Below are 26,667 nucleotides of genomic sequence, written 5' to 3'. Positions count from 1 at the left end.
GAACCAAACGCGGGGTCAGCCGGTGACGCTCTTCGGCAGTCCGGTCGGCGTGCAGAGGTCGGCGGGGATGTCGTCGACCGTGTCCTCCTTGATGTGACCGAACATCGTCAGGGCGCGCTCCCGGTCCCACTGGGTGCTCATGCCCACGATCGGGACGCCGCAGGTCATCGCGGAGCCACCGGCGAGCGCCTTGAAGGCCCAGGCGAACTTCGCGCCGCCGATGACGCTCATGCCCTTGCCGACCTTGAGGCCCTCGGCGCCCTTGCCCATCTCGGCGAGCTTAAACGGGTTGAGCACGGTGGCCGGGTTGGTCATCTTCTTGCCGATGCCGGAGATGACCTCGGTCTGGTTGACGCCTCGCGCCAGGTCGCCGGTGCTCTCCACGTGACGCGAGCGGGCGTAGGCCAGAGCGGTCGCGCCGTCGGCCTCCTGGCAGCCCTTCTCGATGTCCAACCCGGCAAGCGGGTCCTTCATGTTCTGCTTCGGGCAGATCTCGACGCCGCCGACACCGTCGACCAGCCGGGCGAGGCCGCCCATGCCGATCTCGACGTAGCCGTCGATACGTACGCCGGTGTTCTGCTCGATCGTCTGGGTCAGCAGCTCGGGACCGCCGTAGGCGAAGGCCGCGTTGATCTTGGTGTTGCCGTGGCCGGGGATGTCCACCGGGGAGTCGCGCGGGATGGTGACCACGATCGTCTTGCCGGCACCCGTGTGCAGCAGCTTGATCGTGTCGGTGCGGCTGCCCGCGGCGTCGCCGGTGTGCAGCTTCTTCTTCTCCTCGGCGGTCAGGCCCTCACGGGAGTCGCTGGCGACGATGAGGTACGTCGTGCCGGGCTGGTCCGCGGGCCGCTCGCCCGCGGTCGGCTCGTAGGGGACCTTGTCGACCTTGTTCCAGGCGCTGATGCCGATCCAGGCCACCGCGCCGACCAGGATCAGCACCGGGATCATCACGATCGCGACGAACGTGCGGAACGGGTGGCGCTTCTTGGGCCTGGGCTGACGGGGCTGGCGGCCCCCGCGACCGCCGCCGTAGCCATCGCCCGGACCCCCATAGCCGCCGTTGCCGCCGTATTCGCTCGGCTGGCTCCAGTCCTGGTTGTAGCCCTGGTCGTAGCCCTGGTTGCCATACCCACCCTGTTGACCAGGGGTCGGCGCGATCTGCCCCGGCTGGGGCAGCGGCCGGTCGTAGCCGCCACGCGGCGGCGCTGCGGGAGGCGGGCCGCCGGACGGGCGCCGGACGGTGGGCATGACGTTGGTGGGCTCGGGCCCCGAGGGCTGAGCTTGCTGGCCGTTGCCGTACGCCCAGCCGTACTGCTGCGACCGGGGATCGTTGGGGCTGCCAGGGTTGCGGGGGTTTGGCATGCGCTCAAACGTACCGTGCCGGGCCGCTAAAGTTAGTCGGCGCGTCGCACCACCGTGTTACTCGTGTGACTGGTGATACTGGCGGTGCAGACTCACACCCGAGGGACCCCAGATGGCTGACCAGAACTACCGGCCCCAGCGTACGGCCGCCGAGCGCGCCTCCCGCGTGCGGTTCCGTCGCGCCATGGCGCTGCTGCTGATCACCCTGCTCCTGCCGGGGTCCGCCCAGCTCGTCGCGGGCAACCGCCGCGTCGGCCGGATCGCGATCTGGACCGTCATCGGTCTCGCGGTCACCACCGGGCTGGTCTTCGCGATCTCGCTGCTCTGGCACGGCCTGATCTTCCGCCTCGGCACGACGCCGTGGCTGCTGGGTCTGTTCCGCATCGGTCTCATCGCCGGCGCCATCGCCTGGGCCGGGCTCTTCATCGACGCCTGGCGCCTGGGCCGCCCGCTCGAGCTCGACCTCAAGCAGCGCCGGATCGTGGTCGCGATCAACGGCGCGCTGGCCTTCTCCGTGGCCGCGACCCTGATCTTCGGCGCCCACCTGGTCGGCGTGCACAAGGGGATGGTCGAGGCGATCTTCGCCGGCGCCGAGGCCGCCGAGGCCCACAACGGCCGCTTCAACGTCCTGCTCGCCGGCGCCGACTCCGACGGCGGGAAGACCCGCTGGGGCCTGCGTCCCGACTCGCTCACCGTCGCCTCCATCGACGCGGTCACGGGTCGCACCGTCCTCATCGGCCTGCCCCGCAACATGGCGAACTTCACCTTCGACGAGGGCTCCCCGATGGATGAGGAGTTCCCGCGCGGCTTCGACTGCGACGGCTGCTACCTCAACGGCGTGAGCACCTGGGCCGAGGACCACAAGGACCTCTACCAGGACGAGGACCACCCCGGCATGGCCGCCACGGTCGACGCGGTCGAGGGCATCACCGACCTGCAGATCAGCTACTACGCGATCGTCGATCTCAACGGCTTCCAGGAGATCGTGGACGCGATCGGGGGAGTGACCCTGAACGTCCGCCAGCCGATCCCGGTCGGCCTGCCCTCCGACAAGTTCTACACCCACATCCAGCCGGGGGTGAAGAAGCTCGACGGCTGGGAGACCCTCTGGTACGCCCGGGCCCGCCACGACTCCGACGACTACTCCCGGATGGCCCGCCAGAAGTGCGTCCTGAACGCGATCCTGCAGCAGACCAGCCCCGCCGACGTCGTACGCCACTACCAGGACGTCGCGAAGGCGACCGGCTCCACCATCACCACCAGCGTGCCCCCGAGCGAGATCGAGCGGTTCTCGGCGCTGGCGCTGAAGGCGAAGTCGCAGAAGATCTCGACGCTCTCGCTGGTCCCGCCGCTGGTCGACACCGCCGACCCGAACATGTCCGACATCCACGCCGAGGTGCGCAAGGCGGTGAAGAAGGCCACCCCGAAGAAGGAGGAGGTCTTCGCCTCGCCCGGCACCGGCGACGACGGCGAGACCAAGGCACCCGCGCCGGAGAAGAAGACCAAGGCCGCCGGCGACTCCGACAAGGGCGGCCCGGTCACCGGCGGCTCCCTGGGTTCGCGCAACAAGGGCTACCAGGCCAACGAGACCGACGACCTCGCCTCGGCGTGCTGAGCGTGTTGAACAACGCGTTAACGGGGCGTCACAGCGACTCGCTGATTCCCGGGATACCCCGCGGTCGCGGCTAGTCTGGATCCGTGCCAGGGAGCAATCGTGTCACCGCGGTCGTGGTGACCTTCAACCGTCTCGAGCTGCTGCAGCGACTGCTGGAGCGGCTCGACGTGGTCGACGGCCTCGACGAGGTGATCGTCATCGACAACGCCTCCACTGACGGTACGTCGCAGTGGCTCGCCGAGCTCGACGGCGCCGCGGAGCCGGGTCAGCGCCAGGTGCCGGTGATCGCCCGCACCCTGCAGCGCAACAGCGGCGGTGCCGGCGGGTTCCACGACGGCCTGAAGCTGGCCATCGAGCGCGACGCCGACCTGGTCTGGCTGATGGACGACGACGGCCTGCCCGATCCCGACTGCCTGGGGCTGCTGCTCAAGCAGACCGACCTCGACTTCTGGGGGCCGCTGGTCGTCGACGAGGGCGACCCCGGCCGCCTGGTGTTCCCGATCCGGCTCCCGGGCCGCTCCAAGGTCGTGCACCAGCTGCGTGATGTCGAGCAGGCCGCCACCGACGGCCTGATCAAGGACATCGTGATCCCGTTCAACGGCGTCCTGGTCACCCGTGACCTGGTGGAGCGGATCGGCTACCCCCGGGCGGAGTACTTCATCTGGGGCGACGACCACGAATACCGCCTCCGGGCCGAGAAGGCCGGGGCCCGGATCGCGACCGTCGTCGGCGCTCAGGTGCGTCACCCCTCCGTCGGCGATCTCGGCACCCCGATGGCGTGGGGGCGGGCGACGTACAACCACACGCCGAGCGACCTGAAGCACTACTGCATGGCGCGCAACAACCTGCTCAACCTGCGCGACTACCGAGGGTGGCCCTTCGCTTTGGCTTTCGTGGCCAAGACTCTATGGTTCTACCTGCTCACCAAGCCGCAGCCGAAGCGGATCCGGCTCTCTGCGCAGGCCTGGTGGGCGGCTGTCCGGGGGGACTTCAGTGGACACGAGAGGTTCCTTCGTTGAGCACCACCCGTGAGACGGTCGCGATCGTCGTCGTCACCTACAACCGCGCCGACATGCTGCGTGGGCTGCTCGACGGGCTCACCAAGCTCGATCAGCCCGCCGACGCCGTGATCGTCGTCGACAACGCCTCCACGGACCACACCGCGCAGGTCCTCGCCGAGGCGGTCACGCCCAACCTCCAGGTCATCGACAGCCCGGAGAACCTCGGCGGCGCCGGTGGCTTCCACCTCGGCACCAAGGCAGCGGTCGAGCAGGGCTGGGACCGTCTCTACCTGATCGACGACGACGTCGTCCCGGCCCACGACTGTCTCGAGGTGCTGCTCGCCCAGGACGAGGACTGCCTCTTCTCGGTGCGCGAGGACCGCAACGGCAACCTGATCGAGCTGGCCGCGCTGAAGTTCGACCTGCGCAACCCGCTCGCGATCAAGCCCAAGACCGCCGCGGTCATGGACACCTACCCGACCCGCGACGCCATGCCCGAGCGGGTGCCGGTGGAGAACGTCGCCTTCGAGGGCTTCATGATCCGCCGCACCGTCCTGGAGGAGATCGGTCTCCCCGACCCCTCCTACTTCATCTTCTACGACGACGTGGATCTCGCGATCCGCGCCCGCCGCTCCGGCCGCACCATCTGGGCCGTACGCGACGCGGTGCTCGTGCGACAGCTCGACTTCAGCCAGCAGCACGACCTGGCCGGCTGGAAGGGCTTCTACATGTACCGCAACCTCTTCGTCGTCCACCTCCGCTACGGCGAGAACGTCCTCGTACGTCTCAAGCCCTGGCTCATCACCGCGGCTGTGGTCCTCCTCAGCCCGCTGCGTGGCGGCAAGCACGAGGCCGTCAACGTGATCAAGGCCCTGCGCGCCGCGCGGGGCATGCGAACGCTGCCTGTTGCAGCACCCTCCACCTCCTCCTGACCGTCCCCTTACCCACAGAGACCTAGACTGAGCGATCGTGTCCTTCCCTGAAACCACTCCTGACCTCGTCGTCGTCGGCTCCGGCCTCTTCGGCCTGACCATCGCCGAGCGCGCCGCCACCGAGCTGGACAAGAAGGTGCTCATCATCGAGCGCCGCCCGCACATCGGTGGAAACGCCTACTCCGAGTTCGACGAGGAGACCGGCATCGAGGTGCACAAGTACGGCACCCACCTCTTCCACACCTCCAACGAGAAGGTGTGGAACTACGTGCGGAAGTTCACCGAGTTCACCGACTACAAGCACAAGGTGTTCGGGAAGTACAAGGGGCAGGTCTACTCCCTGCCGATGAACCTCGCGCTGATCAACTCCTTCTTCGGGAAGTCGCACACCCCCGACGAGGCGCGCGCGCTGATCGCGGAGCAGGCCTCCGAGTTCAACACCGAGGACGCCAAGAACCTCGAGGAGAAGGCGATCTCGCTGATCGGCCGCCCGCTCTACGAGGCGTTCATCAAGGGCTACACCGCCAAGCAGTGGGAGAAGGACCCGACGGAGCTGTCGCCCGACATCATCACGCGCCTCCCGGTCCGCTACACCTTCGACAACCGCTACTTCAACGACAAGTACGAGGGCCTCCCCGTCGACGGCTACACCGCGTGGCTGCAGCGGATGGCGGACCACCCGAACATCACGGTCCTGCTCGACACCGACTTCTTCACGGTCGTCGACGACTTCAAGGGCAAGGTCCCGATCGTCTACACCGGTCCGGTCGACGAGTACTTCGACTTCTCCGCCGGCAAGCTCTCCTGGCGCACCGTGGACCTGGAGTCCGAGACCCTCGACGTGGACGACTACCAGGGCACCGGCGTGGTGAACGCCAACGACCCCGAGGTCCCGTTCACCCGCGAGCTGGAGTTCAAGCACCTCCACCCCGAGCGCGCCGACCGCTACAAGCCCGGCAAGACGATCGTGGTCAAGGAGTACAGCCGCTTCGCCCAGGAGGGTGACGAGCCGTACTACCCGATCAACACCGCCGACAACCGCGAGAAGATCCTGGTCTACCGCGACCTGGCCAAGAAGGAGCCGATGGTGCTCTTCGGCGGCCGCCTCGGCACCTACAAGTACCTGGACATGCACATGGCGATCGCGTCCGCGCTCACCATGTTCGAGAACAAGCTCCGTCCCCACTTCGAGGACGGCACCCCGCTCACCTCCGGAGGCGTTGACGAATGAGCGTGACCCGACTGCTCCAGCGGCAGATCCTGCCCCTGGACCGTGACTCCGACGTACTCCCGCTCTACGTCGACAACCAGGCCGCGATCCTCGACGCCGACAAGTACGAGGTCGGCTCCGACAAGACGGCCCAGGCGCTGAACAACGCCCAGATCCGCCAGTCGATCAACGACGGGACCCAGATCCACCCCGACCAGATCGAGTCGCGTACGGCACTGCGGATCCTGAAGAGCGAGCGGCTCTCGCTCGGCACCTACTTCAACGCGTTCCCCGCCAGCTACTGGCGCCGGCACACCGTGGTCGACAGCGTGAAGCTGACCGTCGCGCTCCAGGGCCGCGGCGCGAGCGTCATCGTCTACAAGTCGATGGCCAACGGCCGCTCGCAGCGCGTCGACGCCGCGGACACCGGCACCAACCCCGAGGGCACCTTCACCTTCGACCTGCCGCTGAAGCCGTTCGTCGACGGCGGCTGGTACTGGTACGACGTCGTCGCCTCCGACGAGGACGCCGTCATCACCTCGGCCGAGTGGACCGCGGAGGTCCCCGACGACCGTGCCGAGCACGGCACCGTCGACGTCTGCGTCACCACGATGAACAAGCCCGACTTCTGCGCCAAGCTGCTCGCGCAGATGGGCGAGGACGAGCAGCTGCGCCCCTACCTCGACACCGTCTTCGTGATGGAGCAGGGCACCAAGAAGGTCGTCGACGACGTCGAGTTCCCCGCGGCCGAGAAGGCGCTGGGCGACCTGCTGCACATCATCGAGCAGGGCAACCTGGGCGGCTCCGGCGGCTACGCGCGCGGTCAGCTCGAGTCGCTGCGCAAGGGCACCGCGACGTACGCCCTGATGATGGACGACGACGTCGTCTGCGAGCCCGAGGGCATCATCCGCGCGATCACCTTCGGTGACCTCGCCAAGCGGCCGACCATCGTCGGCGGCCACATGTTCTCGCTCTACGCCAAGTCGCGCCTGCACTCCTACGGCGAGATCGTCCAGCCGTGGCGCTTCTGGTGGCAGTCGGCTCCCGGCGTCTACGGCGACTGGGACTTCGGCGCCCGCAACCTGCGCTCGACCCGCTGGCTGCACAAGCGCGTCGACGTGGACTTCAACGGCTGGTTCATGTGCCTGATCCCGCGCAAGGTGATCGAGGAGATCGGGCTCTCGCTGCCGGTCTTCATCAAGTGGGACGACTCCGAGTACGGCCTGCGCGCCAAGGCGGCCGGCTTCCCGACCGTCTCGTTCCCGGGTGCGGCCGTGTGGCACGTCCCGTGGACCGACAAGAACGACGCCCTCGACTGGCAGTCCTACTTCCACCAGCGCAACCGCTTCGTGGCCGCGCTGCTGCACTCGATCTACGACGACGGCGGCCGGATGGTCACCGAGTCGTTCTCCCACCAGATCAAGCACCTGGTCTCGATGCAGTACTCGACGGTCCTGCTGCGCCACCAGGCGCTGCTCGACGTGCTCGCCGGCCCCGAGAAGCTGCACGAGACGCTCGCGACCCAGCTTCCGGCCGTACGCGAGATGGTCAAGGAGTACCCGGACGCGCAGCTCAAGGCCGACCGTGACGAGTTCCCGCCCGTGCGCCGCCACAAGCCGCCGCGCAAGGGCAAGGAGGACACCGAGGTCCCGACCAACCGCGAGGTCAAGCTGGCCGCGCTCAAGGCGCCGATCCGGCAGATCATGAAGCCGCGCAAGCTCTCCACCGAGTTCCCCGAGGCCGAGCTCGCCGCGATGGACAACCAGTGGTACCGGATCACCAAGTACGACAGCGCCATCGTGTCGATGAACGACCAGCAGGGCGCCGCCTTCTACCGCCGCGACAAGAAGCTCTTCAACCAGATGCTGAAGGACACCGTCAAGGTGCACCGTCGGCTCAAGCGCCAGTGGCCCAAGCTCGCCGAGGAGTACCGCTCCAAGCTGAGCGAGTTCACCTCGCCCGAGGCCTGGGAGAAGACCTTCGAGCCGTGGCAGGCCGCTGAGGAGAAGGGGACCGATGGCAACCGGAGTTGATGAACGCCCCGTACGGATCGTCGATGCGCCGCTGGCGCCTCCGGCGGAGAACCTCGGGCTGCTCTCGGTCTTCAAGCGCCGCTACCTCCTCAAGCTGCTCGTGCAGCGGGAGATCAGCGGTCGCTACTCCAACTCGATCCTGGGCGTCTTCTGGTCCTACATCAACCCGCTGACGCAGTTCTGCGTCTACTGGCTGTTCATGGGCAAGATCATGGGCGCGGACAAGGGGATGGACAACTACCCGGTCCACCTCTTCGCCGGGCTCGTCATCGTCCACTTCTTCACCGAGACCTTCGGCGCCGGGACGCGTTCCCTGCTCGGCAACAAGGGCCTGCTGAAGAAGATGGCGATGCCGAAGGAGATGTTCCCGGTCGCCTCGATGCTGGTCTCGCTCTACCACCTGGTGCCGGCGACCCTGATTCTGGTGGTCGTCTGCGTGTTCAGTGGGTGGACGCCGACCTGGGAGACGGTTCCGTCCCTGCTGCTCGCGCTCGGCATCGTGATGGCGCTGGGCACCGCCCTGGCGCTGGTCTTCAGCCTGGCCAACGTCTTCTTCCGTGACTTCGGTAGCGCGGTCAACATCCTGACCAACTACATCCGCTTCGGCGTCCCGATGATGTACCCCTTCTCGATGATCGAGGAGGCGCTCGGGGACAAGTCCTGGATCTACCTGCTCAACCCGATCTCGGATGCCGTGCTGCTCTTCCAGCAGGCCTTCTGGGTCGGGGTGACCCCGAACCCCGAGGCGACCGCTGCCAAGCACCTGCCCGAGCATCTGTGGCTGTTCGGGCTGGGGGCGTTCGCCGTCTCGCTGGTGCTGCTGGTGATCGCCCAGCTGATCTTCAGCAAGCACGAGAACAAGATTCCGGAGCGTCTGACATGACCGCCGACTCGATCGTGGTGGACGGAGTCACCAAGAACTTCACGCTCCGCTACCACCGCAGCATCAAGGACATCACCGTCGCCAAGATGAAGGGACGGGCGGTCTCCAACACCTTCAAGGCGCTGGACGACGTCACCTTCACGATCAAGCAGGGCGAGTCGGTCGGCCTGATGGGCCTCAACGGCTCGGGCAAGTCGACGCTGCTGAAGCTGATCAGCGGCGTGATGCGTCCCGACCAGGGCGTCGTGAAGACGCGCGGTCAGATCGCCGGCCTGATCGCGACGGGCGCGGGTTTCCACCCGCAGCTGTCCGGCCGGGAGAACATCTTCCTCAACGCCGCGATCTACGGCCTCTCCGCCGAGGAGACGGCCGCGATCTACGACGACGTGGTGAACTTCGCCGAGCTCGGCGACCACCTCAACTCGCCGGTCGGCAACTACTCCTCGGGGCAGTACTCACGCCTCGGCTTCTCCGTCGCCGTCCACATCGACTCCGACATCTTCCTGGCCGACGAGGTCCTCGCCGTCGGTGACAAGCCCTTCAAGAAGAAGTGCATGGAGAAGATGGAGGAGATCCGCGACAGCGGCCGCACCGTGGTCTACGTCAGCCACGCGGCGGGCTCGGTCAAGCGGATGTGCGACCGCGTCATCTGCCTGGAGAAGGGCCGCCTGGTCTTCGACGGCGACGTCGACGAGGGCATCGAGTACCTCCACTACGGTGAGGACGACGCCAAGGGTTCGGCCAAGCTCAAGCAGCTCGAGGCCGCTGACAGCGCCCTGGGCGCGGAGGTCTGAGCCAGTTCCGGACTGGGAGCCCGCGGGGAATTACAGATATGTAGTTCCTCGCGGGCTCTTCCGTCCTCTGTGGCTGATGTGAAAGATGTTCCCTGGTGTTACGGAACCAGGGGGGTCCAAGACGTGTCTTCGCAGGCCGGAGAAGAGCAGTCGAACGAGGTTCAGCGCGCCCGGTCGCGCTATGTCGCCTCGACCCAGCAGCTGCTCGTGCTCGGGGTCGTCCTGGCCGCGCTGGTCCCGGCGAGCACGGTCGTCGACCTGAAGGTCGTCCGCCCCGGAGATGTCCCGGTCGCCGACACTCAGACGGCCGAGCCGTCCGCGGCGCAGGTGCCCGTGGACTCCGTCGACGCCCACCTCGAGGAGATCTCGCTGACCGAGCCTCTGGCCGGCGGCCGCGCGTCCGGGCGCGGGGTGGTCGGCCGGATCACCGCTGAGGCCACGAAAGCCACCTCTCGGGGCGATTCTCGGGACGATGCGGTGACCGTCACCAGCCGGCCGCAGCCGGTGGACGGCTTCGGGACGGTCGGACTCACCTGGGCCCCCGGCGCGGTCGTGCCGGAGGAGGCGGTCGGGGCCGACGTACGCACGCTGGTGGACGGGACGTGGAGCGACTGGCAGGCGCTGGACGTCCACCTCGACGACCATGCTCCTGACCCGGGCTCCGCGGAGGCCGACGGATCGAGGCCGGGCACCATGGAGGCGGTCGTCGGCGAGGTCGACCAGGTGCAGACGCGGCTGCGGCTGACCGGTGCCCAGGTGCCGGCCGACCTCAGGCTCGCGGTGATCACGCCCGGCGAAGCGACCTCGAGCCGCAGCGAGTCACCCGAGATCGAGACCGGGGCCGATGACGCGCCGGAGCCTGCGGAGGGCGCGGAGGGAGCCGAGAGCGCCGAGGAGGGGGAGGCCGCGACGCTGTCGGCGGCGGCGTACACCGCCAAGCCCAGCATCTACAGCCGACGCCAGTGGGGCGCCGACGAGAGCGTGCGCGAGGCCGGGCCGCCCGACTACCACGAGGTCCGCGGCGGGTTCGTGCACCACACCGTCAACACCAACTCCTACACCAGGGACCAGGTGCCGGGGATCATCCGGAGCATCTACGTCTACCACGTGCAGAGCCGTGGCTGGCGCGACATCGGCTACAACTTCCTGATCGACAAGTTCGGCCGGATCTGGGAGGGCCGCTACGGCGGCGTCGACCGTCCCGTCGTGGGTGCCCACACCTCGGGCTACAACAGCTACGCCTTCGGCGCCTCCGCGATCGGCAACTTCGACAACGTCGCAGCGCCGACCGCGCTGGTCAACGCCTTCGGGACGCTGTTCGCGTGGAAGCTGTCGCTGCACGGTGTCCGCGGCAACAAGGGCTCGACCCGGATCGGCGACCGCACCTTCTCGCACGCGATCATGGGCCACCGTGACGCCGGCTCCACCGCGTGCCCGGGCCGCTATCTCTCCGCCAAGCTGAGCACGATCCGCTCGCAGGCGGGCTCGAAGCAGGCGAGCTGGGCCGCGCGTGAGCTGCAGTCGCAGATCAGCGGCCGTGGCTACCCCGACCTGGTCGCCCGGCGAGCCACCGACAAGCGGATCGTCGTGCTCCGCACCGACGGCACCGCCCACTTCGGTACGCCTCGGGCGACCAACCTGATCGGCGGCACCTCGGCCACCTTGATGAACGCCGGTGACTGGGACCGCGACGGCGACGGCGACATCCTGATCCGCCACACCGACGGAACGATCCGGGTCAACCGCGGCAACGGCACCGAGACGTTCTCCTCCGGTGTCATCATCGGGCGCGGCTTCCAGTCCGTCTCGGTCATCGACGTGGTCGGCGACATCACCGGCGACGGCTGGCCCGACCTCGTGGGCAAGCACTCAACCGGCGAGATCCGGGTCTGGCCGGGCCGTGGGACCGGTGCGCTGGGTGCGTCCTACCGGATCCGCAGCGGTGTCAGCGGAGCGAATCAGGTCATCGGCGCCGGCCGCTTCTACGCTGACGACGGCTCGCCGGAGGTGATCTTCAAGCGCTCCAACCAGCTGCTGATCTTCCGCACCAACGGCCCTGGTGGCCTGACCACCTACTCCGACCCCGGGATCGACACCAGCGCCTTCGACTTCATCCTCGCGACCAAGGATCTTCGCGGTGCCTCCACCGGCGGCGACGTGCTGCTGCGCCGCAAGTCCGACGGGATGTGGTTCGCCTACGAGCACAACCAGAGCGGCGGCTGGGACCGGAAGACCCAGATGGGCGTCGTGCGGGGCTACGACCAGTTCGGCTGAGCGCGCTCGGCCTCCGCGAGGGCGGCCAGGCGGTCGTCGGTCGCGTGGGTCGCCAGCACCAGCGAGCCGCCACCGGCGAGCAGGGCGGCCAGGAGTTCGGCCCCGGCAGGGGAGGCCGAGGGGACGGTGGAGAGCAGCCGATCGGCCTTCCCGTCGCTGAACAGGTCGGCGTGGCTGGTCTCGACGCCCGCCCACGAGGTGGCGGTGTCGTCCGCGGCCGGCGGATCGATGGGGGTGAAGGCGTCCGGCTGCCCCCAGACCTCGATGCCGACGTCGTGCACGCCCTGGGGGAGCGGGTCGGCGAAACGTACGCCGAACGGCAGCAGCGAGCATGCCAGCGTCGGCCGCTTCCCGGCACCGTCCGCCCAGGTCAGCAGGGTCTCGGGTCCGCAGACGACCGCGTCGGGGCTCTCTGAGTCGGTCACCACGAGACCGGTGTTCCAGGCGGCGCCGAGGAAGACGGTGGCCAGCCAGTGGGTGGGCAGGTCGATCCGGATGCTGTCCCCGCGCTCGAGGCCGTGCTCGTCCACGAGCAGCCCCGAGGCCTTGGCCACCCAGTTGGCGTACGTCGTGGTCGAGAGCTCCTGGCGCTCGCCGCTCGCCTCGTCGTAGAAGGTCACGAACGGGCCACCGGGGTTGGTCCGCAGGGCTCGGGCGAGGGTCTCGGGGAAGCTGGTCACACGGAAACCCTAAGGTGTGCGGCATGACGTTCTGGGCAGTGATCCCTGCTGGTGGTGCCGGCACGCGGCTGTGGCCGCTCTCGCGGTCCTCGGAGCCGAAGTTCCTGCGCGACCTCACCGGCCACGGGCGCACCCTCCTGCAGGAGACCTACGACCGCCTCGAGCCCGTCTCCGACGGCATCATGGTGGTGACCGGCGCGATCCACGAGCGGGCCGTGTGCGAGCAGCTGCCCGAGGTGCCGCACGACGCGATCCTGGCCGAGCCGAGCGGACGCGACTCGATGGCGGCGATCGGCCTGGCCGCGGCCTTCCTGGAGCGGCGCGACCCGGAGGCGGTGATGGGCTCCTTCGCGGCCGACCACGTGATCCGCAACCTCGACAGCTTCCACGAGACCGTACGCAGCGCCGCGGCGGTCGCCGCGGACGGCTGGCTGGTGACGATCGGGATCTCGCCGACCTTCGCCTCGACCGCGTTCGGCTACATTGCCGAGGGCACGCCGTTGGCCGCTCATCCGGGTGCCTACCTGGTCGAGGAGTTCGTCGAGAAGCCGTCGGCCGAGGTCGCAGCCGGCTATCTCGCGACCGGCCGCTACCGCTGGAACGCCGGGATGTTCGTGGTCCGGCCCACCGTCCTCCTCGACCTGCTCGCGGAGTCGGACCCCGGCTTCACCGACCGGCTGCGGGCCATCGCCGCCGAGCCGTCGCGGCTCGAGGAGCTGTGGGAGACGCTGCCGAAGATCGCGGTCGACCATGCGGTCGCCGAGCCCGCGGCCGCGGCCGGCAAGGTCGCCACGGTGCCCGCCGACCTCGGCTGGGACGACATCGGCGACTTCGACTCGCTCGCGACCCTGCTCCAGGCCGCCGCCACGGCCTCGGCCGACGGCCCCACGATCCTCGGCGACCGCTCGCTCGTCCACGCCCTCGACTCCACCGGCCTGGTCGTGCCCCACTCCGGCCGCACCATCGCCCTCATCGGCCTCGAGGACATCGTCGTCGTCGACACCGACGACGTCGTCCTGGTCACCACCCGCGCCCATGCCCAGCAGGTCAAGCAGATCGTCGCCGCCCTCAAGGACTCCGACCGCACCGACCTCACCTGAGCGGTGCCTCGCTGGTCGACACGCCTCCGCCTAGCGGCTCCGGCGGCTCGACCAGCGGAGATGAGAGACGGCCGCCTCCCCGAAGGGAGACGGCCGTTTCGTACGTCCTGAGGGCCGGAATCACATGGCCTGGGCCTCGGGGCTGGCGGTGTAGGGGTACTTCTGCATGAAGTCCTTGATCGCCTCGCCGGAGACGCTCTCGCAGTACTGGAAGACACCCTTCTGGGTGGAGGCCTCGGTCGGGTTGGCCGGGTCGGCGGACCAGTGCGTCATGGCGATGTGGGTGCCCGAGGGGAACTCGGTCTTCTTGTCGCCGGCGACCGCGGTCTCCTTGGCGTCGGCAGCGGTCCACGGGGCCGCGATGAACTTGTAGCGGAAGTTGGACGTGCCGGCGAACTTGTCACCGATCGCCCGGAGCGTGTTCAGCTCGTCGTCGGAGACGGTGTCGTCGTACCACACGATCGTGTAGCCGTGCTCGAGGTTGTGCACCAGCGCCTCGAGGTCGGGACGGTCCCCGGCGGTGTAGAACTTGCGCGACATGTCGGCCGGCGCGACGTTGGCCTCGTTCCAGTGCGGACCGAAGGCCGGGGGAGCAGTGGTGTAGGTCTGCTCGGTGCCGGTGGCGATGTGGTTCTGGTTGCCGTCGGCGGCCATCTCGGTCACCTTCTGGCAGCCGGCCGCCTTGGTGCTCTTGCCGATGTCCTGCAGTGCGACGTCGTCGTACTTGCTGGACTTGAAGAAGTCCGTGATCGGACCCCACGCGGCGGCACCCACGATCACCAGGGCGATGACGATGCAGACACCGACGATCGCCGCGCCACGGACGCGCTCGGCGCGGCCCTGCTTCTTGCGGATGTCGTTGATGACCGCTTTGCGGTCTTTGTTGAGCGACTTGTTGGCCACTGTTCGGCGTACCTCGGGTCTTTTGTCGGGACGCGCAGATTCTAGGTGGTCACTGGTAGCAGAAGGGAAGTTGCCCCGCGATTATTCTCCTCGCGCTCGCTTCGCCAGCCGTGGGCGAACGCCAGCGCGGCGATCACCGCGGGGTCGGCTCCGGCCACCCGAAGGCCGTCCTGGTGCGGTTCGGGGGCGGTCCCGGTCACCTCAGCGACGGCCGCGGAGAGCTCCTCGACACTCGCCGGCGCACCGAACGGAGCCCGGTCCTCGGCGGCACCCTTCAGGGCGCGTACGACGGCCTCCCTGGCCCCGAAACCGAAGAAGTCCGACCCCTCGGGGCGGATGAGTGCGCTCGCTCCCGGACCGTCGTCGCCGGGCTCGCGGACGAGGTCCGCCCGGCCACGCAGGACCGCGAACGGGCGCGCGCCCAGCTTGCCCTGGGAGATCTCGGCCGCCGAGGCGATCTCGTCGACGACGGCGGGGGCCGTGACGACGAGGTCGTTGCCGTAGGCGTCGACCTGGCCGGCGAAGCTTTCGAGCACCTCGAGACCGGCGGCACCGATGGCGATGTCGGTCTGGCCGTCGCGCCAGGCGCGACCGGCGGTGTCGGTGATGATCACCCCGACGTTCGCGCCGGTGCGGTCGCGGAGGGTGGCGCGCAGGGCGTGCGCGGAGGCGTCGGGGTCGAGGGGGAGCAGCACGATGTGGCCGGCCTCGACGTTGGAGGCGTCGATCCCGGCCGCGGCCATCGTCAGCCCGAGCCGGCTGCGCACGATCTGGGTCGGTCCGCGCCGGGCGACCACCCGCGTCGTCTCCCCGGGCAGCGCGTCGTCGCGGTTGCCCTCGCGCACCTGACCCTCGGCCTTGGAGACGACCTTCGAGGTGACCACGACGATGTCGCCGTCGACCAGCGGGGACTCGAGAGCGTCGAGGAGCAGGGCGGCGAGGTCGTCGCCCTTACGCACCTCGGGTACGCCGTCGGGGGCGGTGACGGTGATGCCCTGCCCGCTCATCGGCCCGGCCGTGTGGCGCGTCATCGGGTGACCAGCTCGACCGCAGCGGCGGCGATGTCGGCGGTCGCGTCCTCGGAGGACATCCACAGCGGGACGGCGGCCGCCTTCAGCCCGGACCCGGTGAGCGCGGGGAGAGCGGCGGCGTCGGCGGTGTCGACGAGCCAGCCGTCGAGAATCCCGCCGGAGCCTCGCGTCCCATGATGCAGACCGACTCCGGCGGCGGTCGCGTCGACGCCGATGGCGGCGAGCATCTGCTCCGCCATGCCGCGTACGTGGTGACCGCTGATGATCGGGGAGATCCCCACCACGGGGGCCGAGGTGGCGACCAGACCCTCCCGGATCCCGGGTACGCCGAGGATGGTCCCGATCGAGACGACCGGGTTGGACGGGGGCACGATCACCAGGTCGGCATTCAGCAGCGCGTCCATCACGCCGGGGCCCGGCTTCGACTCGTCCTGCCCCACGAAGATCAGCTTCTCGACGGGAACGCCGGCGCGCAGGCGTACCCAGTATTCCTGGAAATGAACGACAGCGAGTCCACTGGGTGAATTCTCGTCCTTGATCGCGACATGGGTTTCGACGCGGTCGTCGGTCATCGGCAGCAGGCGCACGCGGTCGCCCCATACAGGCTTCAGCCAGCGCTCGCACAACGCGGTGGTGACCTGCGACAACGGGAATCCGGCCTCGAGCATCTGGGTGCGGACGAGATGGGTGGCGATATCGCGGTCGCCGAGCCCGAACCAGGTGCCGGGCACGTCGTAGGCCTCGAGCTCCTCCTTGATCGACCACGTCTCGGCCTTGCGGCCCCAGCCGCGCTCATGGTCGAATCCGTTGCCGAGGGTGTACATCACCGTGTCGAGGTCGGGGCAGACCTTGACACCGTGCATCCACAGATCGTCGGCGGTATTGGCGATCACGGTGACCCGGGCATCTTCCCCAATGCCTGGGACGCGGCCGGTGGAAATGCCGTGGAGGAGCCCGGAGATGAACTTCGAGCCACCATGGCCGCCGGAGAGAACGGTGATGTCACGCATGGCCCTAGCCTCTCAGACCGGGGCCAGCACCCCTGCTCCAGCCGGTGCGGAAAGCCTGTGTTAAAGCGGCCCTAGCAGATTTGAGGGTTGACTTGTGGCACCGACAGGCATGTAATTTCATCAGTGTGATTCGAAATTGAACCGGGGACCGACAACTGTGAAGACAGTGCTGGGAAATCTCGGGAAAATTTCAGCAGGGAACTGCATCAAAATGACGGCCTAGGTCGTAACAAGAGGCAGTTCCCGCAAAAAACGGGGGGATCGGTTACCTGCCGATGGCGTGAGGTGACTGGCCCAAGATGGGGTCACGGTCCCGAAAACAAGCTGAATAGGGTCGAAAGGTCGGAAAGACGATGAGAGAGCTGTTTCTCCTCGAGCCGGACACCGACGAAGGGGGCTGGCAGGAGCGCGCCCTGTGCGCGCAGACGGATCCGGAGGCGTTCTTCCCTGAAAAGGGTGGATCGACTCGGGAAGCCAAAAAGGTCTGCCAGACCTGCGAGGTGCGCCAGGACTGCCTTGAGTCTGCTCTGGGCAACGACGAGCGTTTCGGAATCTGGGGTGGACTCTCCGAGCGAGAGCGCCGCAAGCTGAAGAAGCGCGCGGTCTGACGCAATACCAAGCACGAGCCAGCAAGGCCCGGACCGTCACGGTCCGGGCCTGCTGTCTTCTTTTGCCGATCGCTCCGCAGCCCATGCCGCAGACCCATCGGACGCCGTTCATGCCCAGGGGGATATCGCCGATCGCTCGACAGGTCCATTCGGTCTATCACCAGATGGGCACTAGGGTTGCCGATCGTGCAAGCGTCGGTCGCCCTCGTCCTCGTCTCTCATAACGGCGCCGGCTGGCTTCCGACCGTCATCGACGGGATCAGGAACCAGCAGGCTCCGGTGAGCTTTGCCGTCACGATCGACACGGGCTCGACCGACAGGTCGGTCGAGATCCTGGAGGAGACCTTCGCCCAGGTGGTCAAGCTCCCGGCGTCGACGACGTTCGCGGACGCGGCCAACGAGGCGCTCGCCATCCTCCATCAGGCGGCGCAGCCGCCGGAGTGGATCTGGTTCCTCCACGACGACTCCACCCCCGACCCGCACGCGCTCGCCAACCTGCTCAACGCCGCCGAGGAATACCCGGAGGCCGACATCCTCGGCCCCAAGATCCGGGAATGGCCCTCGCTGCGCCGGATGCTCGAGCTCGGTGTCTCGATCTCGGTCACCGGAAACCGGGAGACCGGCCTGGAGCGGGGTGAGTACGACCAGGGCCAGCACGACGAGGTACGCCGCGTCCTGGCCGTCAACACCGCCGGCATGCTGATCCGCCGGGAGGTCCTCGAATACCTGGGCGGCTTCGACAAGCACCTCCCGGTCCTCGGCACCGACATGGACCTCGGCTGGCGGGCCGCCAACGCCGGCTTCACGACCATCGCCGTCCCGGACGCGGTCGTCTTCCACGTGGAGGCGGCCCACCGCGGCGTACGCAAGACGCAGCTGACCGGGCGCCGGATCCACTATCAGGAGCGCCGGGCCGCGCTCTACACCCTGCTGGTCAACGGCCGGCCGGGGACGCTGGCGCTGTGGATGGTCCGGTTCTTCTTCCAGACCCTGTGGCGGATGCTCGGCTTCATCCTGGTGCGCGACCCCGGGACCGCGCTCGACGACCTGGCCGCGCTGGGCTGGATCTATGGCCACACCGGCCAGATCATGCTCGCCAAGCGACGGCGCCGGAAGCAGGCGCACGCCGATAAGGACGTGGTCAAGGCGCTGCTGCCTCCGCCGTGGCTGCCCTACCGTCACGGGCTCGACTTCGTCTCCGACGTCGCGACCGCGGTCACCCTGCAGGCCTCCGACATCGCCGAACGGCGCCAGATGGCGCAGGCCGAGGCCGATCCGGCCTCCTTCGCCGCCAAGCGGCAGGCCGACCGGGCCCAGCTGGAGGAGGACGAGATCCCCGCCGAGACCGGGTGGCTGGTGCGTCTGTTCACCAACCCGGTCGCGGTGCTCCTGGTCGTCGTCGGCATCCTCGGCGTCATCGGGGCACGGGCGGCGCTCGGCGGCGTGGCCGGCAGCGGCCTGGGGCCGACGCCCCAGAACGTGGGCGACTGGTGGCAGCTGCAGTTCGAGTCGTGGCACGCCATCTCGCAGGGCACCGGCGTGCCCGCGCCACCGCACGTTTTCCCGCTGGCGGTGCTCGCCACGATCCTCGGCGGCAACCCGAGCCTGGCGGTCACCGCCGTCATGCTGCTCAGTTTCCCGATCGCGCTCGGCGGCGCGTGGCGGCTGCTGCGGGTCACGGGCCGGCTGATCAGCCACCTCGGTGCCCCTCGCTGGCTGCTGCTGTGGGGTGCGACGGCGTACGCCCTGGTTCCCTACGCCAGCGGTGCCTTCGGTGACGGCCGGATCGGTGCGGTGGTCGTCGGCGCGCTGCTGCCCTGGCTCGCCCACGCCGCGCTCGGGTTCAGCGACCCCGTCGCCGACCGCCGCTGGCGTGCCGGGTGGCGCACCGGTCTGCTGCTGACCGTCATCACCGCCTTCGCGCCGATGGCCTTCCTGGTCGCCGTCGTCTTCGCGGCGGTCATCTTCATCGTCGCCCGCCGGCTGATGCCCGCCGTGCTCAGCGACCGCGACCAGTGGGGTCCGCCCGCCGCGGCCATCGCGACACCGGTCGGGCTGCTGCTGCCGTGGTGGCTGCCGTCGATCTTCTCCGGCGGCTGGGCCGGCCTGCTGCTCGACCCGGGCCGGCTGCCGGCCCCGGCCGCCGGCGGGTTCGACCTGCTCGTGGGCCGTCTGACCGGGCTCGACGGTGCCGACCTCGGCGCCCCGTGGTGGCTGGGCCTGGCGCTGCCGCTGCTGGCCGTGCTCGCGCTGATCCCGAGCCGCACCCGGATCCCGGTCATGGTCTGCTGGATCGGTGCGGTCGCGACGGCGGTCGTCACGATGCTGCTCTCCTGGATCCCGATCCATCTCGACGCCGGCATCGCCCGGGTCGGCTGGGGCTTCCCGCTGGTCGCCATCCAGGGCTTCGCTGTGGTCGCGGCGGTGCTGGGCGCCCAGGGCGCCATCCTCGACGGCCTGAGCGGGCTGCGGAAGGTCATGGTCGGTGCGGCGGCTGTGGTCGCGGCGGTCGGTGTCGTCGGCAGCCTCGGCTGGTTCGTCTACGCCGGCACCGGCGACCTCACCGACAACACCAGGGCTCTCGGCCACACCGGGGTGCCCTCCTACATGCTCGACCCGACCTCGACCACCCTCGGCCCCGAGGACGGCGTCCTCGTGCTGCGCGGATCGGTCGACGAGGGAATCCGCTACGCCGTCCTGCGCAACGACGGGATCACGCTCGGTGAGGACGAGATCGCGCAGGTCGCCGGGGGCACGGACGAGCTCACCGGCGTCGTCCGCCGCCTGGCTGCCGACCCCGACGACGCGGTGATCGGTGATCTCGCCGCCCAGGGCGTGGCCTACATCGTGATGCCCGGGCCGGCCGACTCCTCGGTCGCCGAGGGGATCGACGCCTCCGGGTCGGTGACCCAGGCGAGCACCGTCGAGCGCTCGACGCGTGCCTGGTTGCTCGACTCCGAGCCGAGCGACCCGGGCGTGACCGAGTCGCAGTCCATCATCCGTACGATCCTGTTGGTCCTGGCCGGGATCGGGCTGTTCGTGGTCCTGGTCCTGTGCCTGCCGACGCTGATCCAGAGGAGGGAGTCGGCATGAGTCACTCACGTGACCCCTACGACCGCTCGCACGAGCCCCAGGCCGAGGACGTCTACGGCCAGGAGCCGTGGATGCTGGACCCCTACGCCGACCCGTACGCCGGGCAGACGGCCCAGAACCCGCCGGAGGGCTACACCCCGGAGCAGCTCTACGCCCAGGAGCCCTACGTACCTGGTCCCGAGACCGGGCAGATGCTCGCTCAGACGGGATACCCGCCGCCCTACGACGGCGACTACCGGACCGGCGAGTTCCAGCCCGCCTACGAGCCCGAGTTCGAGGCCTGGCCGACCGCCGACGAGATGCGGGCGGGGGAGCCGGAGCCCGAGTCGGAGCCGGAGCGTGCCAAGGGTGGCCGGATGGCGGCTGCCGCCGCGGCAGCGGCCGCGGCGCGACCCCGGCTGCGCCGCGTACGCCGGCAGCGCGGCCGCCGCCTGGACACCACCGTGCTGGTGGCGCTCGGCCTGATCGGCGCGATGGCCGTGGCGCTGCTGCTCAACCGGCCCCACCAGTGGGAGCAGCCCCAGCTGGCCGCCGACAGCAGCGCGCCGACGGCCGCCACCGTGGTGTGCCCCGGCAAGCCGAAGTCCGGCGCCGACCAGGTGGCCGTCACCAACGCCACCGACGGGTCCGGCAAGGTCACGCTGAGCGGGCCGGGCGCGGGCAACGGGGCGCAGGCCACCGCCGGGTCCGGCAAGGTCACCAGCGCCTCGGTCAAGCCCGGCTCGGTCGTGGTCAAGGCGGGCAAGGAGGTCGCCTCCGGCCTGGTCGCGGGACGTTCGACGACCAAGCCGCTCGCGGCGACCGGGTGTCTGCCGCCGCAGGCCGAGGCGTGGTTCCCGGGCGTCGGCGCGGGCGCCACCCACGACTCGATCCTCGAGCTCACCAACCCCAACAGCGGTGCGGCCACGGTCGACATCTCGCTCTACGACGAGAAGGGCGTGGTGGCGGTCCCCGAGGAGCTCCGCGGCGTCGCGATCCCCGGCAACACCACCCGCACCTTCGACCTGCTGCACGTGATTCCCCGCAAGGGCGAGCTGACCCTGAAGACCACGGTCGTACGCGGCCAGGCCGGGGTGATGGTCCGTGACCGTGCCGTCGCGCTCGAGACGCAGGGTGGCCGCGAGGACTACTTCCCGGGCCAGTCGGTACCGGCCGAGACCAACCTGCTGGTCGGCTACCCCAACAAGTCCGCCAGTCGCACGCTCACCGTCGCGAACCCGGGTGACGCCCAGGTCAGCGCGAAGCTGCGTCTGCTCACCCCGAAGAACGTCCTCACCCCGGAGGGCGCTCCGGAGATCAGCGTGCCGCCCCAGGGACAGGCGCAGGTCGACCTGACCAAGCTGCTCGGCAAGGACAGCGCCGACGACGCCTACGGCCTCGAGATCGTCGCCTCCGGCCCGGTCGCCACCGCGATGCGCTCGGTCGACGGTGGCGACGTCGTGGTCACCACGGCCACCGAGACCATCTCGGAGCCCACCGCGGTGGTCGTCCCGGCCGGTTCGGCCGTCGACAAGAAGCGAGTCGCGATCTCCGGCCCCGTCGCCAAGACCGGCGCCAGCGGCACCGTCCAGGTGGTCCCGGTGACCGCGAAGGGCAAGGCGCTCAAGGCCAAGTCCGTCAAGGTCGGTCCGGGGCTGGGCGCCGAGGTCGAGGTGCCCGTGGAGGCGGCGCTGATCCAGCTCGTTCCTCAGGGGGTCGAGATCAACGCGGCTGTGGTGATGAGCGGTGACGGTGACGCGGTCGTCCCGTTCCGGCCGTTGCGGTCGGAGGTTCGTACTGCTGGGGTGGCTCCGGGGTTGCCGCTGCCGTTGTCGCGCTGAGCGTTCTTCCTGAGCGTTGTTTCGCCGCGGTTTTGGTGGCGTCTTTTGGTGGTTGGGGTTTGCCGCCGACCCTTGCTTGGAGGGTGTTCTCGGCGGCGTCCGGAGTAAAGGACGGCCTGCGGCCGCCGGCTTCGCCGGTCGCCTTCGGCGATCCTTGACACCGGCCGTCGCCGAGAAAAGACTGGCTGGCTATCGGGCCGGCGGCAGGGGTTTGGTGCGACGGTCTTGGTTGGGTGCCGGCTTGGGAGGGTCGGTCGGTGTTGTTTCGTCCCGGTTGGTCGGGTGGCGGCCGGAGACGAACGAATGTTCGTTCGGGGGAGGGCCCTTCGCCTGGCCGAGTGGGGTTGGTGGGAGGCGAACGAACTTTCGTTCGTGCCCGGGCCGTCCGCTGCCGGGGTGTGGGGTCGGTGGGTGAAAGAAACTTTTCTTTCACCGGGGTGCGCGGACCTGCGGCAGGGAGGTTCGATGGGACGAACGAATGTTCGTTCGCCCCAGAACAGTCACCCGCCGAGAACTGAATCGTCCGCGGCCACACCCGGGCCGCCGCCCCGATAGCCAGCCAAATCTTTCTCGACATGGCCCGGTGTCCAGGACCGCGCAGCGGCCGGCGAAGCCGGCGGCCGCAGGCCGTCCTTGACTCCGGGCCAGGTCGAGAAACACTCAAGAACGGGTCGGCGGCCCACACCGGCCCCAAAATCTCAGTTCCTAAGGACCGGTACGAAACGAACAACCCCGCCTAAGGCTGATAGCGCGGATCGACATCCTCGGCGTCGATCCCGAGCAGGTCGGCGACCTGCTCGACGACGACCATGAGCACCATCGCCTCGACCTCGGATCGAGTGTGGCAGCGGTGCTCGATCGGCCGCCGGTAGATCACCAGCCGTGCGGGTTTCGCGCCGGAGCCACGCTCGAGCGAGCCGAGCGGGATGTGGTCGTCGACGGTCCAGTCCTTGGGGATGTCCGGCGACTCCTCCACGGCGTACTCGATCAGGCCGAGCCGTGACTGCCAGCGACCGTCGATCTCGGTGACGATGGCGAGCGCGATGTCGTCGAAGCGCTCCCGGCGGGTGCGCAGGACCGGCACCTTCGGGTCGGTCGGGACGGCCACCGGGCCACGTCTGCCACGGCCGTGCCGATCCCTGTGCCTGGTCATGTACGCGAGCCTAACTGCGCGGCTGGCCTCAGGGGAGTACGGTTCACTCGTGACTGCTCGTCGTTGTTCGCGTACCGCCTGCCAGCGTCAAGCCGTCTGCACGCTCACCTATGTGTACGCCGACCAGACGGCCGTTCTCGGCCCGCTGGCGACCTATGCCGAGCCGCACGCCTACGACCTGTGCGAGGAGCACGCCGAGCGGCTCTCCGCGCCCAGGGGCTGGGAGGTCGTCAGGCTGGCCCGCGAGCCGGTCGACCCGCAGCCGAAGGGCGATGACCTGCTCGCGCTGGCCGATGCCGTCCGTGAGGCCGCGAGGCCGCCGGCTCCGTCCCCGCGAGGGCCCGTCGGGGCCCCCGGGAAGGACGACGCCGACGAGCCGGGGGCGAACGACGGCCAGCCCCGCCCCGGCGGCACTCGCCGCGGGCACCTCCGCGTGCTGACCTCGGAGTAGGGCGACTAGAGTTCCGGACATGCCGGAGAGAGTCGACCCCGACATCGCCAACGCCGTCTTCAAGGCGTACGACGTCCGTGGCACCGTCCCTGACCAGATCGACGAGAACCTCGCCCGACTCGCCGGGCGCGCCTTCGTGCACGTCGTCGGCGCCCGCGGAGGGGAGATCGTGGTGGGCCACGACATGCGCCCCAGCTCCCCGGCGCTCTCCGGAGCATTCGCCGAGGGCGCGACCGAGGCCGGCGCCGACGTGACGATGATCGGGCTGGCCTCGACCGACGAGCTCTACTTCGCCTCCGGCCACCTCGGGCTGCCGGGCGCGATGTTCACCGCCAGCCACAACCCGGCGCAGTACAACGGCATCAAGCTGTGCCGGGCCAACGCGGTCCCGGTCGGCGCCGAGAGCGGGCTCGACGAGATCCGCGACCTGGTCATCTCCGGTGAGGCCCCGGTCACCGAGGTCGCCGGCAGCATCAGCGAGACCGATGTGCTGGAGGCGTACGCCGCGCACCTGCTCGGTCTGGCCCCGGTCAAGGGCCGTCGGCTCACCGTCGTCGCCGACGCCGGCAACGGCATGGCCGGCCACACCGCGCCCGCTGTCTTCGGCCGCCTGGGCGAGGAGGCCGTCGAGCTGATCCCGATGTACTTCGAGCTGGACGGCACCTTCCCCAACCACGAGGCCAACCCGCTCGACTCGACCACGCTGGTCGACCTGCAGGCCAAGGTGCTCGAGACCGGCGCCGACGCCGGCCTGGCCTTCGACGGCGACGCTGACCGCTGCTTCCTGGTGGACGAGAAGGGTGAGGTGGTCAGCCCGAGCGCGATCACCGCCCTGATCGCCGAACGTGCTCTGGCCCAGGAGCCGGGCGCGACGATCATCCACAACCTGATCACCTCCCGCGCGGTTCCGGAGATCGTCACCGAGCTCGGCGGCACCCCGGTACGCACCCGCGTCGGCCACTCCTACATCAAAGCCGTGATGGCCGAGTCGGAGGCGGCCTTCGGTGGCGAGCACAGCGGCCACTTCTACTTCCGCGACTTCTGGCGCGCCGACTCCGGCATGCTCGCCGCGCTGCACGTCCTCGGCGCCCTCGCCGAGACCGACCGGCCGCTGAGCGAGCTGCTCGCCGCCTACGCGCGCTATCCGATGAGCGGCGAGATCAACTCCACCGTCCCCGACCAGGCCGCCACCGTGGCCGAGATCGAGAAGGCGTACGCCGGGCGCGAAGGTGTCACCGTCGACAAGCTCGACGGCCTGACCCTCTCCCACGCCGACTGGTCGATCAACGTACGCGCCTCCAACACCGAGCCGCTGCTGCGGCTCAACGCGGAGGGCAAGGACACACTCACAATGGAGCGCGTGCGCGACGAGGCGCTCGCGATCATCCGAAAGGACAACGCATCATGACTGGCGCAACGACCCCCCTGGGCCTGAGCGAGAAGCTGCTCGAGATCATCGTCTGCCCGCAGTGCCACGGCGACCTACTGCCGGTCGAGGCGGACAGTGAGCTGGTCTGCCAGGGCGAGTGCGGCCTGGCCTACCCCGTCCGCGACGGCATCCCCGTCCTGCTCATCGACGAGGCCCGTCCGACCAAGAGCGAGTGAGGCAGCGATGACCTGGTTCGACGAGTCCAGGCTGGACGACGAGCGGGCGCTGGCCGGGATCGACCTGCTGCTGCGCTCCCTGGCCGAGTCCGGAGCCCGGGTCCGCCGGGAGGCGGCGGGAGCCGCAGAGCCCCTGCAGGAAGCCGTACGCCGCGCCGCGGAGTCCGGCCGACCCCGAGCCGTCGTCGCCGCAGGTCCCGACTCGCGCCTGCTGCGCGCCGTCCTCGAGCCGTTCTGCCCGGTGCCGTTCGTCGCCTGGCCGGCCCCGGGTCTGCCGGGCTGGGCCGGGAGCCTCGACCTCGTGGTCGTGCTGGCCCCGACCGGCTCCGACCCGGGGGAGGCCTCGGCTGCCGCCGAGGCCGTCCGCCGTGGTGCCCAGCTGGTCGTGGCCGCTCCGGAGAGGTCGCTGGTCGCCCAGCACGCCGAGGGGCGCGACAGCACCCTGCTCCCGGTCGAGGGCGGCGACACGCTCGCGATGGCGATCCTGATGCTCACCTACCTCAACTCGGTCGGCCTCGGCCCCGAGGCCGACGCGGACAAGGTGGCCGACGCGCTCGACGACGTCGCCACCGCCTGCTCGCCGCACCGCGACATCTCGGTCAACCCGGGCAAGATCCTGGCGATCTCGCTGGCCGACTCGCTTCCGGTCGTGTGGGGCGGCTCCGTGCTCGCCGCCCGCGCCGCCCGCCGCGTCGCCGAGAACCTGCGCCGGGCCAGCGGCCGTGGCGCGATCGCCGGCGACGCCGACGACCTGCTCCCGGTCCTCGAGGCGGCCCGGCCCCGCAACGTCTTCGACGACCCCTTCGCCGAGGAGCAGGCGTCCGTACGTCCCGTTCTGGTCATCCTCGACGACGGCGCGACCGATCCGATCATGCTCGAGCAGCGACGTTCGCTCACCGAGGCCGCGGACGCGCGCGGCGTACGGGTGGAGGTCGTCGAGGCGAATGCGAGCACGGAGGTCGCCCGCTACGCCTCGCTGCTGCTCCAGGGGACATACTCCGCGGAGTATCTGCGTTTGGGTTTGGTTAACGACGGTTAATTCCGCATGACGGACAGATCCCTGTGATCTGCCTCATAGCTTGCGCTCAGATCCGTTGGCGGCATGTCGC

General features: G+C 69.3%; 22 protein-coding genes. 16 read left to right on the top strand and 6 right to left on the bottom strand.

Annotated elements, in window-relative coordinates; all coding sequences use genetic code 11:
* Positions 1 to 15: 15 nt before the first annotated feature.
* Positions 16 to 1,362, bottom strand: coding sequence for an LCP family protein (locus ACZ6WN_RS07495; protein ID WP_465863746.1), 1,347 nt, complete (start codon positions 1,360 to 1,362; stop codon positions 16 to 18).
* 112 nt (positions 1,363 to 1,474) lie between these two features.
* Between ACZ6WN_RS07495 and ACZ6WN_RS07490 the strand changes: the two genes are divergently transcribed.
* The 8 genes from ACZ6WN_RS07490 (at position 1,475) to ACZ6WN_RS07455 (ending at position 12,104) form a co-directional block, all read left to right on the top strand.
* Positions 1,475 to 2,977, top strand: a complete 1,503-nt coding sequence (locus ACZ6WN_RS07490) for an LCP family protein (protein ID WP_465863744.1) — start codon at positions 1,475 to 1,477, stop codon at positions 2,975 to 2,977.
* Between the two features lie 83 nt (positions 2,978 to 3,060).
* A complete protein-coding gene (locus tag ACZ6WN_RS07485) occupies positions 3,061 to 3,996 on the top strand; it encodes a glycosyltransferase family 2 protein (RefSeq protein ID WP_465863742.1) in 936 nt (311 codons plus the stop codon).
* Positions 3,993 to 4,910, top strand: coding sequence for a glycosyltransferase (locus ACZ6WN_RS07480; RefSeq protein WP_465863741.1), 918 nt, complete (start codon positions 3,993 to 3,995; stop codon positions 4,908 to 4,910). Before ACZ6WN_RS07485 ends, ACZ6WN_RS07480 begins: the two co-directional genes overlap by 4 nt.
* A gap of 37 nt (positions 4,911 to 4,947) precedes the next feature.
* Positions 4,948 to 6,141, top strand: a complete 1,194-nt coding sequence (glf, locus tag ACZ6WN_RS07475) for a UDP-galactopyranose mutase (RefSeq protein WP_465863739.1) — start codon at positions 4,948 to 4,950, stop codon at positions 6,139 to 6,141.
* Complete coding sequence (locus ACZ6WN_RS07470) at positions 6,138 to 8,153, top strand: glycosyltransferase (RefSeq protein ID WP_465863738.1); 2,016 nt, start codon at positions 6,138 to 6,140, stop codon at positions 8,151 to 8,153. Before glf ends, ACZ6WN_RS07470 begins: the two co-directional genes overlap by 4 nt.
* Positions 8,137 to 9,036, top strand: a complete 900-nt coding sequence (locus ACZ6WN_RS07465) for an ABC transporter permease (RefSeq protein WP_465863736.1) — start codon at positions 8,137 to 8,139, stop codon at positions 9,034 to 9,036. The genes ACZ6WN_RS07470 and ACZ6WN_RS07465 overlap by 17 nt, the downstream gene beginning before the upstream one ends.
* Complete coding sequence (locus ACZ6WN_RS07460) at positions 9,033 to 9,830, top strand: ABC transporter ATP-binding protein (protein WP_465863735.1); 798 nt, start codon at positions 9,033 to 9,035, stop codon at positions 9,828 to 9,830. Before ACZ6WN_RS07465 ends, ACZ6WN_RS07460 begins: the two co-directional genes overlap by 4 nt.
* A gap of 123 nt (positions 9,831 to 9,953) precedes the next feature.
* Positions 9,954 to 12,104 (top strand): N-acetylmuramoyl-L-alanine amidase, encoded by a 2,151-nt coding sequence (locus ACZ6WN_RS07455; RefSeq protein ID WP_465863734.1) that lies wholly within the window; start codon positions 9,954 to 9,956, stop codon positions 12,102 to 12,104.
* Here the strand turns inward: ACZ6WN_RS07455 and ACZ6WN_RS07450 are convergent.
* Complete coding sequence (locus ACZ6WN_RS07450; RefSeq protein WP_465863732.1) at positions 12,086 to 12,784, bottom strand: TIGR03089 family protein; 699 nt, start codon at positions 12,782 to 12,784, stop codon at positions 12,086 to 12,088. The two genes, ACZ6WN_RS07455 and ACZ6WN_RS07450, sit on opposite strands and share 19 nt — an antisense overlap.
* A gap of 23 nt (positions 12,785 to 12,807) precedes the next feature.
* Here ACZ6WN_RS07450 and ACZ6WN_RS07445 point away from each other — a divergent pair, with 23 nt between their 5' ends.
* Positions 12,808 to 13,884, top strand: a complete 1,077-nt coding sequence (locus ACZ6WN_RS07445; RefSeq protein WP_465863731.1) for a mannose-1-phosphate guanylyltransferase — start codon at positions 12,808 to 12,810, stop codon at positions 13,882 to 13,884.
* A 120-nt stretch (positions 13,885 to 14,004) separates the two neighbouring features.
* Here ACZ6WN_RS07445 and ACZ6WN_RS07440 read toward each other — a convergent pair whose 3' ends face one another.
* From ACZ6WN_RS07440 to cofD, 3 genes are read right to left on the bottom strand one after another with little or no spacing between them, the layout of a single operon-like run.
* Positions 14,005 to 14,787 carry a DUF3105 domain-containing protein gene (locus ACZ6WN_RS07440; protein WP_465863730.1) on the bottom strand — a complete coding sequence of 261 codons (783 nt, stop codon included), beginning with the start codon at positions 14,785 to 14,787 and terminating at the stop codon, positions 14,005 to 14,007.
* Between the two features lie 41 nt (positions 14,788 to 14,828).
* Entirely contained in the window at positions 14,829 to 15,818 is a 990-nt protein-coding gene (locus ACZ6WN_RS07435) for a coenzyme F420-0:L-glutamate ligase (RefSeq protein ID WP_465863729.1), read from the bottom strand.
* Positions 15,815 to 16,828, bottom strand: coding sequence for a 2-phospho-L-lactate transferase (gene cofD / locus ACZ6WN_RS07430; protein ID WP_465863728.1), 1,014 nt, complete (start codon positions 16,826 to 16,828; stop codon positions 15,815 to 15,817). The genes ACZ6WN_RS07435 and cofD overlap by 4 nt, the downstream gene beginning before the upstream one ends.
* 353 nt (positions 16,829 to 17,181) lie before the next feature.
* Between cofD and ACZ6WN_RS07425 the strand changes: the two genes are divergently transcribed.
* The 3 genes from ACZ6WN_RS07425 to ACZ6WN_RS07415 all read left to right on the top strand — a co-directional run bounded on the left by ACZ6WN_RS07425 (position 17,182) and on the right by ACZ6WN_RS07415 (position 22,349).
* Positions 17,182 to 17,436, top strand: a complete 255-nt coding sequence (locus ACZ6WN_RS07425) for a WhiB family transcriptional regulator (protein WP_008361238.1) — start codon at positions 17,182 to 17,184, stop codon at positions 17,434 to 17,436.
* A 186-nt stretch (positions 17,437 to 17,622) separates the two neighbouring features.
* A complete protein-coding gene (locus ACZ6WN_RS07420) occupies positions 17,623 to 20,529 on the top strand; it encodes a glycosyltransferase (RefSeq protein WP_465863727.1) in 2,907 nt (968 codons plus the stop codon).
* A complete protein-coding gene (locus ACZ6WN_RS07415; RefSeq protein WP_465863725.1) occupies positions 20,526 to 22,349 on the top strand; it encodes a DUF5719 family protein in 1,824 nt (607 codons plus the stop codon). Before ACZ6WN_RS07420 ends, ACZ6WN_RS07415 begins: the two co-directional genes overlap by 4 nt.
* A 736-nt stretch (positions 22,350 to 23,085) precedes the next feature.
* Here the strand turns inward: ACZ6WN_RS07415 and ACZ6WN_RS07410 are convergent.
* On the bottom strand, positions 23,086 to 23,502 hold the full coding sequence (locus ACZ6WN_RS07410) for a metallopeptidase family protein (protein WP_465863724.1): 417 nt from the start codon (positions 23,500 to 23,502) through the stop codon (positions 23,086 to 23,088).
* On the opposite strand from ACZ6WN_RS07410, the gene ACZ6WN_RS07405 reads away from it, so the two are divergent.
* Genes ACZ6WN_RS07405 through ACZ6WN_RS07390 form a run of 4 tightly spaced genes read left to right on the top strand, consistent with a single transcriptional unit; the run spans position 23,501 to position 26,597 of the window.
* On the top strand, positions 23,501 to 23,953 hold the full coding sequence (locus tag ACZ6WN_RS07405; RefSeq protein ID WP_465863723.1) for a DUF3499 domain-containing protein: 453 nt from the start codon (positions 23,501 to 23,503) through the stop codon (positions 23,951 to 23,953). The genes ACZ6WN_RS07410 and ACZ6WN_RS07405 overlap by 2 nt on opposite strands.
* 19 nt (positions 23,954 to 23,972) lie before the next feature.
* Positions 23,973 to 25,361, top strand: coding sequence for a phosphomannomutase/phosphoglucomutase (locus ACZ6WN_RS07400; RefSeq protein WP_465863722.1), 1,389 nt, complete (start codon positions 23,973 to 23,975; stop codon positions 25,359 to 25,361).
* A complete protein-coding gene (locus ACZ6WN_RS07395; RefSeq protein WP_465863721.1) occupies positions 25,358 to 25,558 on the top strand; it encodes a Trm112 family protein in 201 nt (66 codons plus the stop codon). Before ACZ6WN_RS07400 ends, ACZ6WN_RS07395 begins: the two co-directional genes overlap by 4 nt.
* 7 nt (positions 25,559 to 25,565) lie before the next feature.
* A complete protein-coding gene (locus ACZ6WN_RS07390; protein ID WP_465863720.1) occupies positions 25,566 to 26,597 on the top strand; it encodes an SIS domain-containing protein in 1,032 nt (343 codons plus the stop codon).
* The last annotated feature ends 70 nt before the right edge of the window (positions 26,598 to 26,667 follow it).

This window comes from Nocardioides sp. NPDC054178, from assembly GCF_055585005.1.
This window is presented reverse-complemented; position numbering and strand designations above follow the sequence as displayed.

Coding starts and splice junctions, on each gene's coding strand:
- ACZ6WN_RS07445 (WP_465863731.1), top strand. CDS start 12,808: ATGACGTTCTGGGCAGTGATCCCTGCTGGTGGTGCCGGCACGCGGCTG.
- ACZ6WN_RS07460 (WP_465863735.1), top strand. CDS start 9,033: ATGACCGCCGACTCGATCGTGGTGGACGGAGTCACCAAGAACTTCACG.
- ACZ6WN_RS07405 (WP_465863723.1), top strand. CDS start 23,501: ATGTACGCGAGCCTAACTGCGCGGCTGGCCTCAGGGGAGTACGGTTCA.
- ACZ6WN_RS07425 (WP_008361238.1), top strand. CDS start 17,182: ATGAGAGAGCTGTTTCTCCTCGAGCCGGACACCGACGAAGGGGGCTGG.
- ACZ6WN_RS07470 (WP_465863738.1), top strand. CDS start 6,138: ATGAGCGTGACCCGACTGCTCCAGCGGCAGATCCTGCCCCTGGACCGT.
- ACZ6WN_RS07495 (WP_465863746.1), bottom strand. CDS start 1,362: ATGCCAAACCCCCGCAACCCTGGCAGCCCCAACGATCCCCGGTCGCAG.
- ACZ6WN_RS07390 (WP_465863720.1), top strand. CDS start 25,566: ATGACCTGGTTCGACGAGTCCAGGCTGGACGACGAGCGGGCGCTGGCC.
- ACZ6WN_RS07490 (WP_465863744.1), top strand. CDS start 1,475: ATGGCTGACCAGAACTACCGGCCCCAGCGTACGGCCGCCGAGCGCGCC.
- ACZ6WN_RS07410 (WP_465863724.1), bottom strand. CDS start 23,502: ATGACCAGGCACAGGGATCGGCACGGCCGTGGCAGACGTGGCCCGGTG.
- ACZ6WN_RS07415 (WP_465863725.1), top strand. CDS start 20,526: ATGAGTCACTCACGTGACCCCTACGACCGCTCGCACGAGCCCCAGGCC.
- ACZ6WN_RS07395 (WP_465863721.1), top strand. CDS start 25,358: ATGACTGGCGCAACGACCCCCCTGGGCCTGAGCGAGAAGCTGCTCGAG.
- ACZ6WN_RS07465 (WP_465863736.1), top strand. CDS start 8,137: ATGGCAACCGGAGTTGATGAACGCCCCGTACGGATCGTCGATGCGCCG.
- ACZ6WN_RS07400 (WP_465863722.1), top strand. CDS start 23,973: ATGCCGGAGAGAGTCGACCCCGACATCGCCAACGCCGTCTTCAAGGCG.
- ACZ6WN_RS07435 (WP_465863729.1), bottom strand. CDS start 15,818: ATGACGCGCCACACGGCCGGGCCGATGAGCGGGCAGGGCATCACCGTC.
- cofD (WP_465863728.1), bottom strand. CDS start 16,828: ATGCGTGACATCACCGTTCTCTCCGGCGGCCATGGTGGCTCGAAGTTC.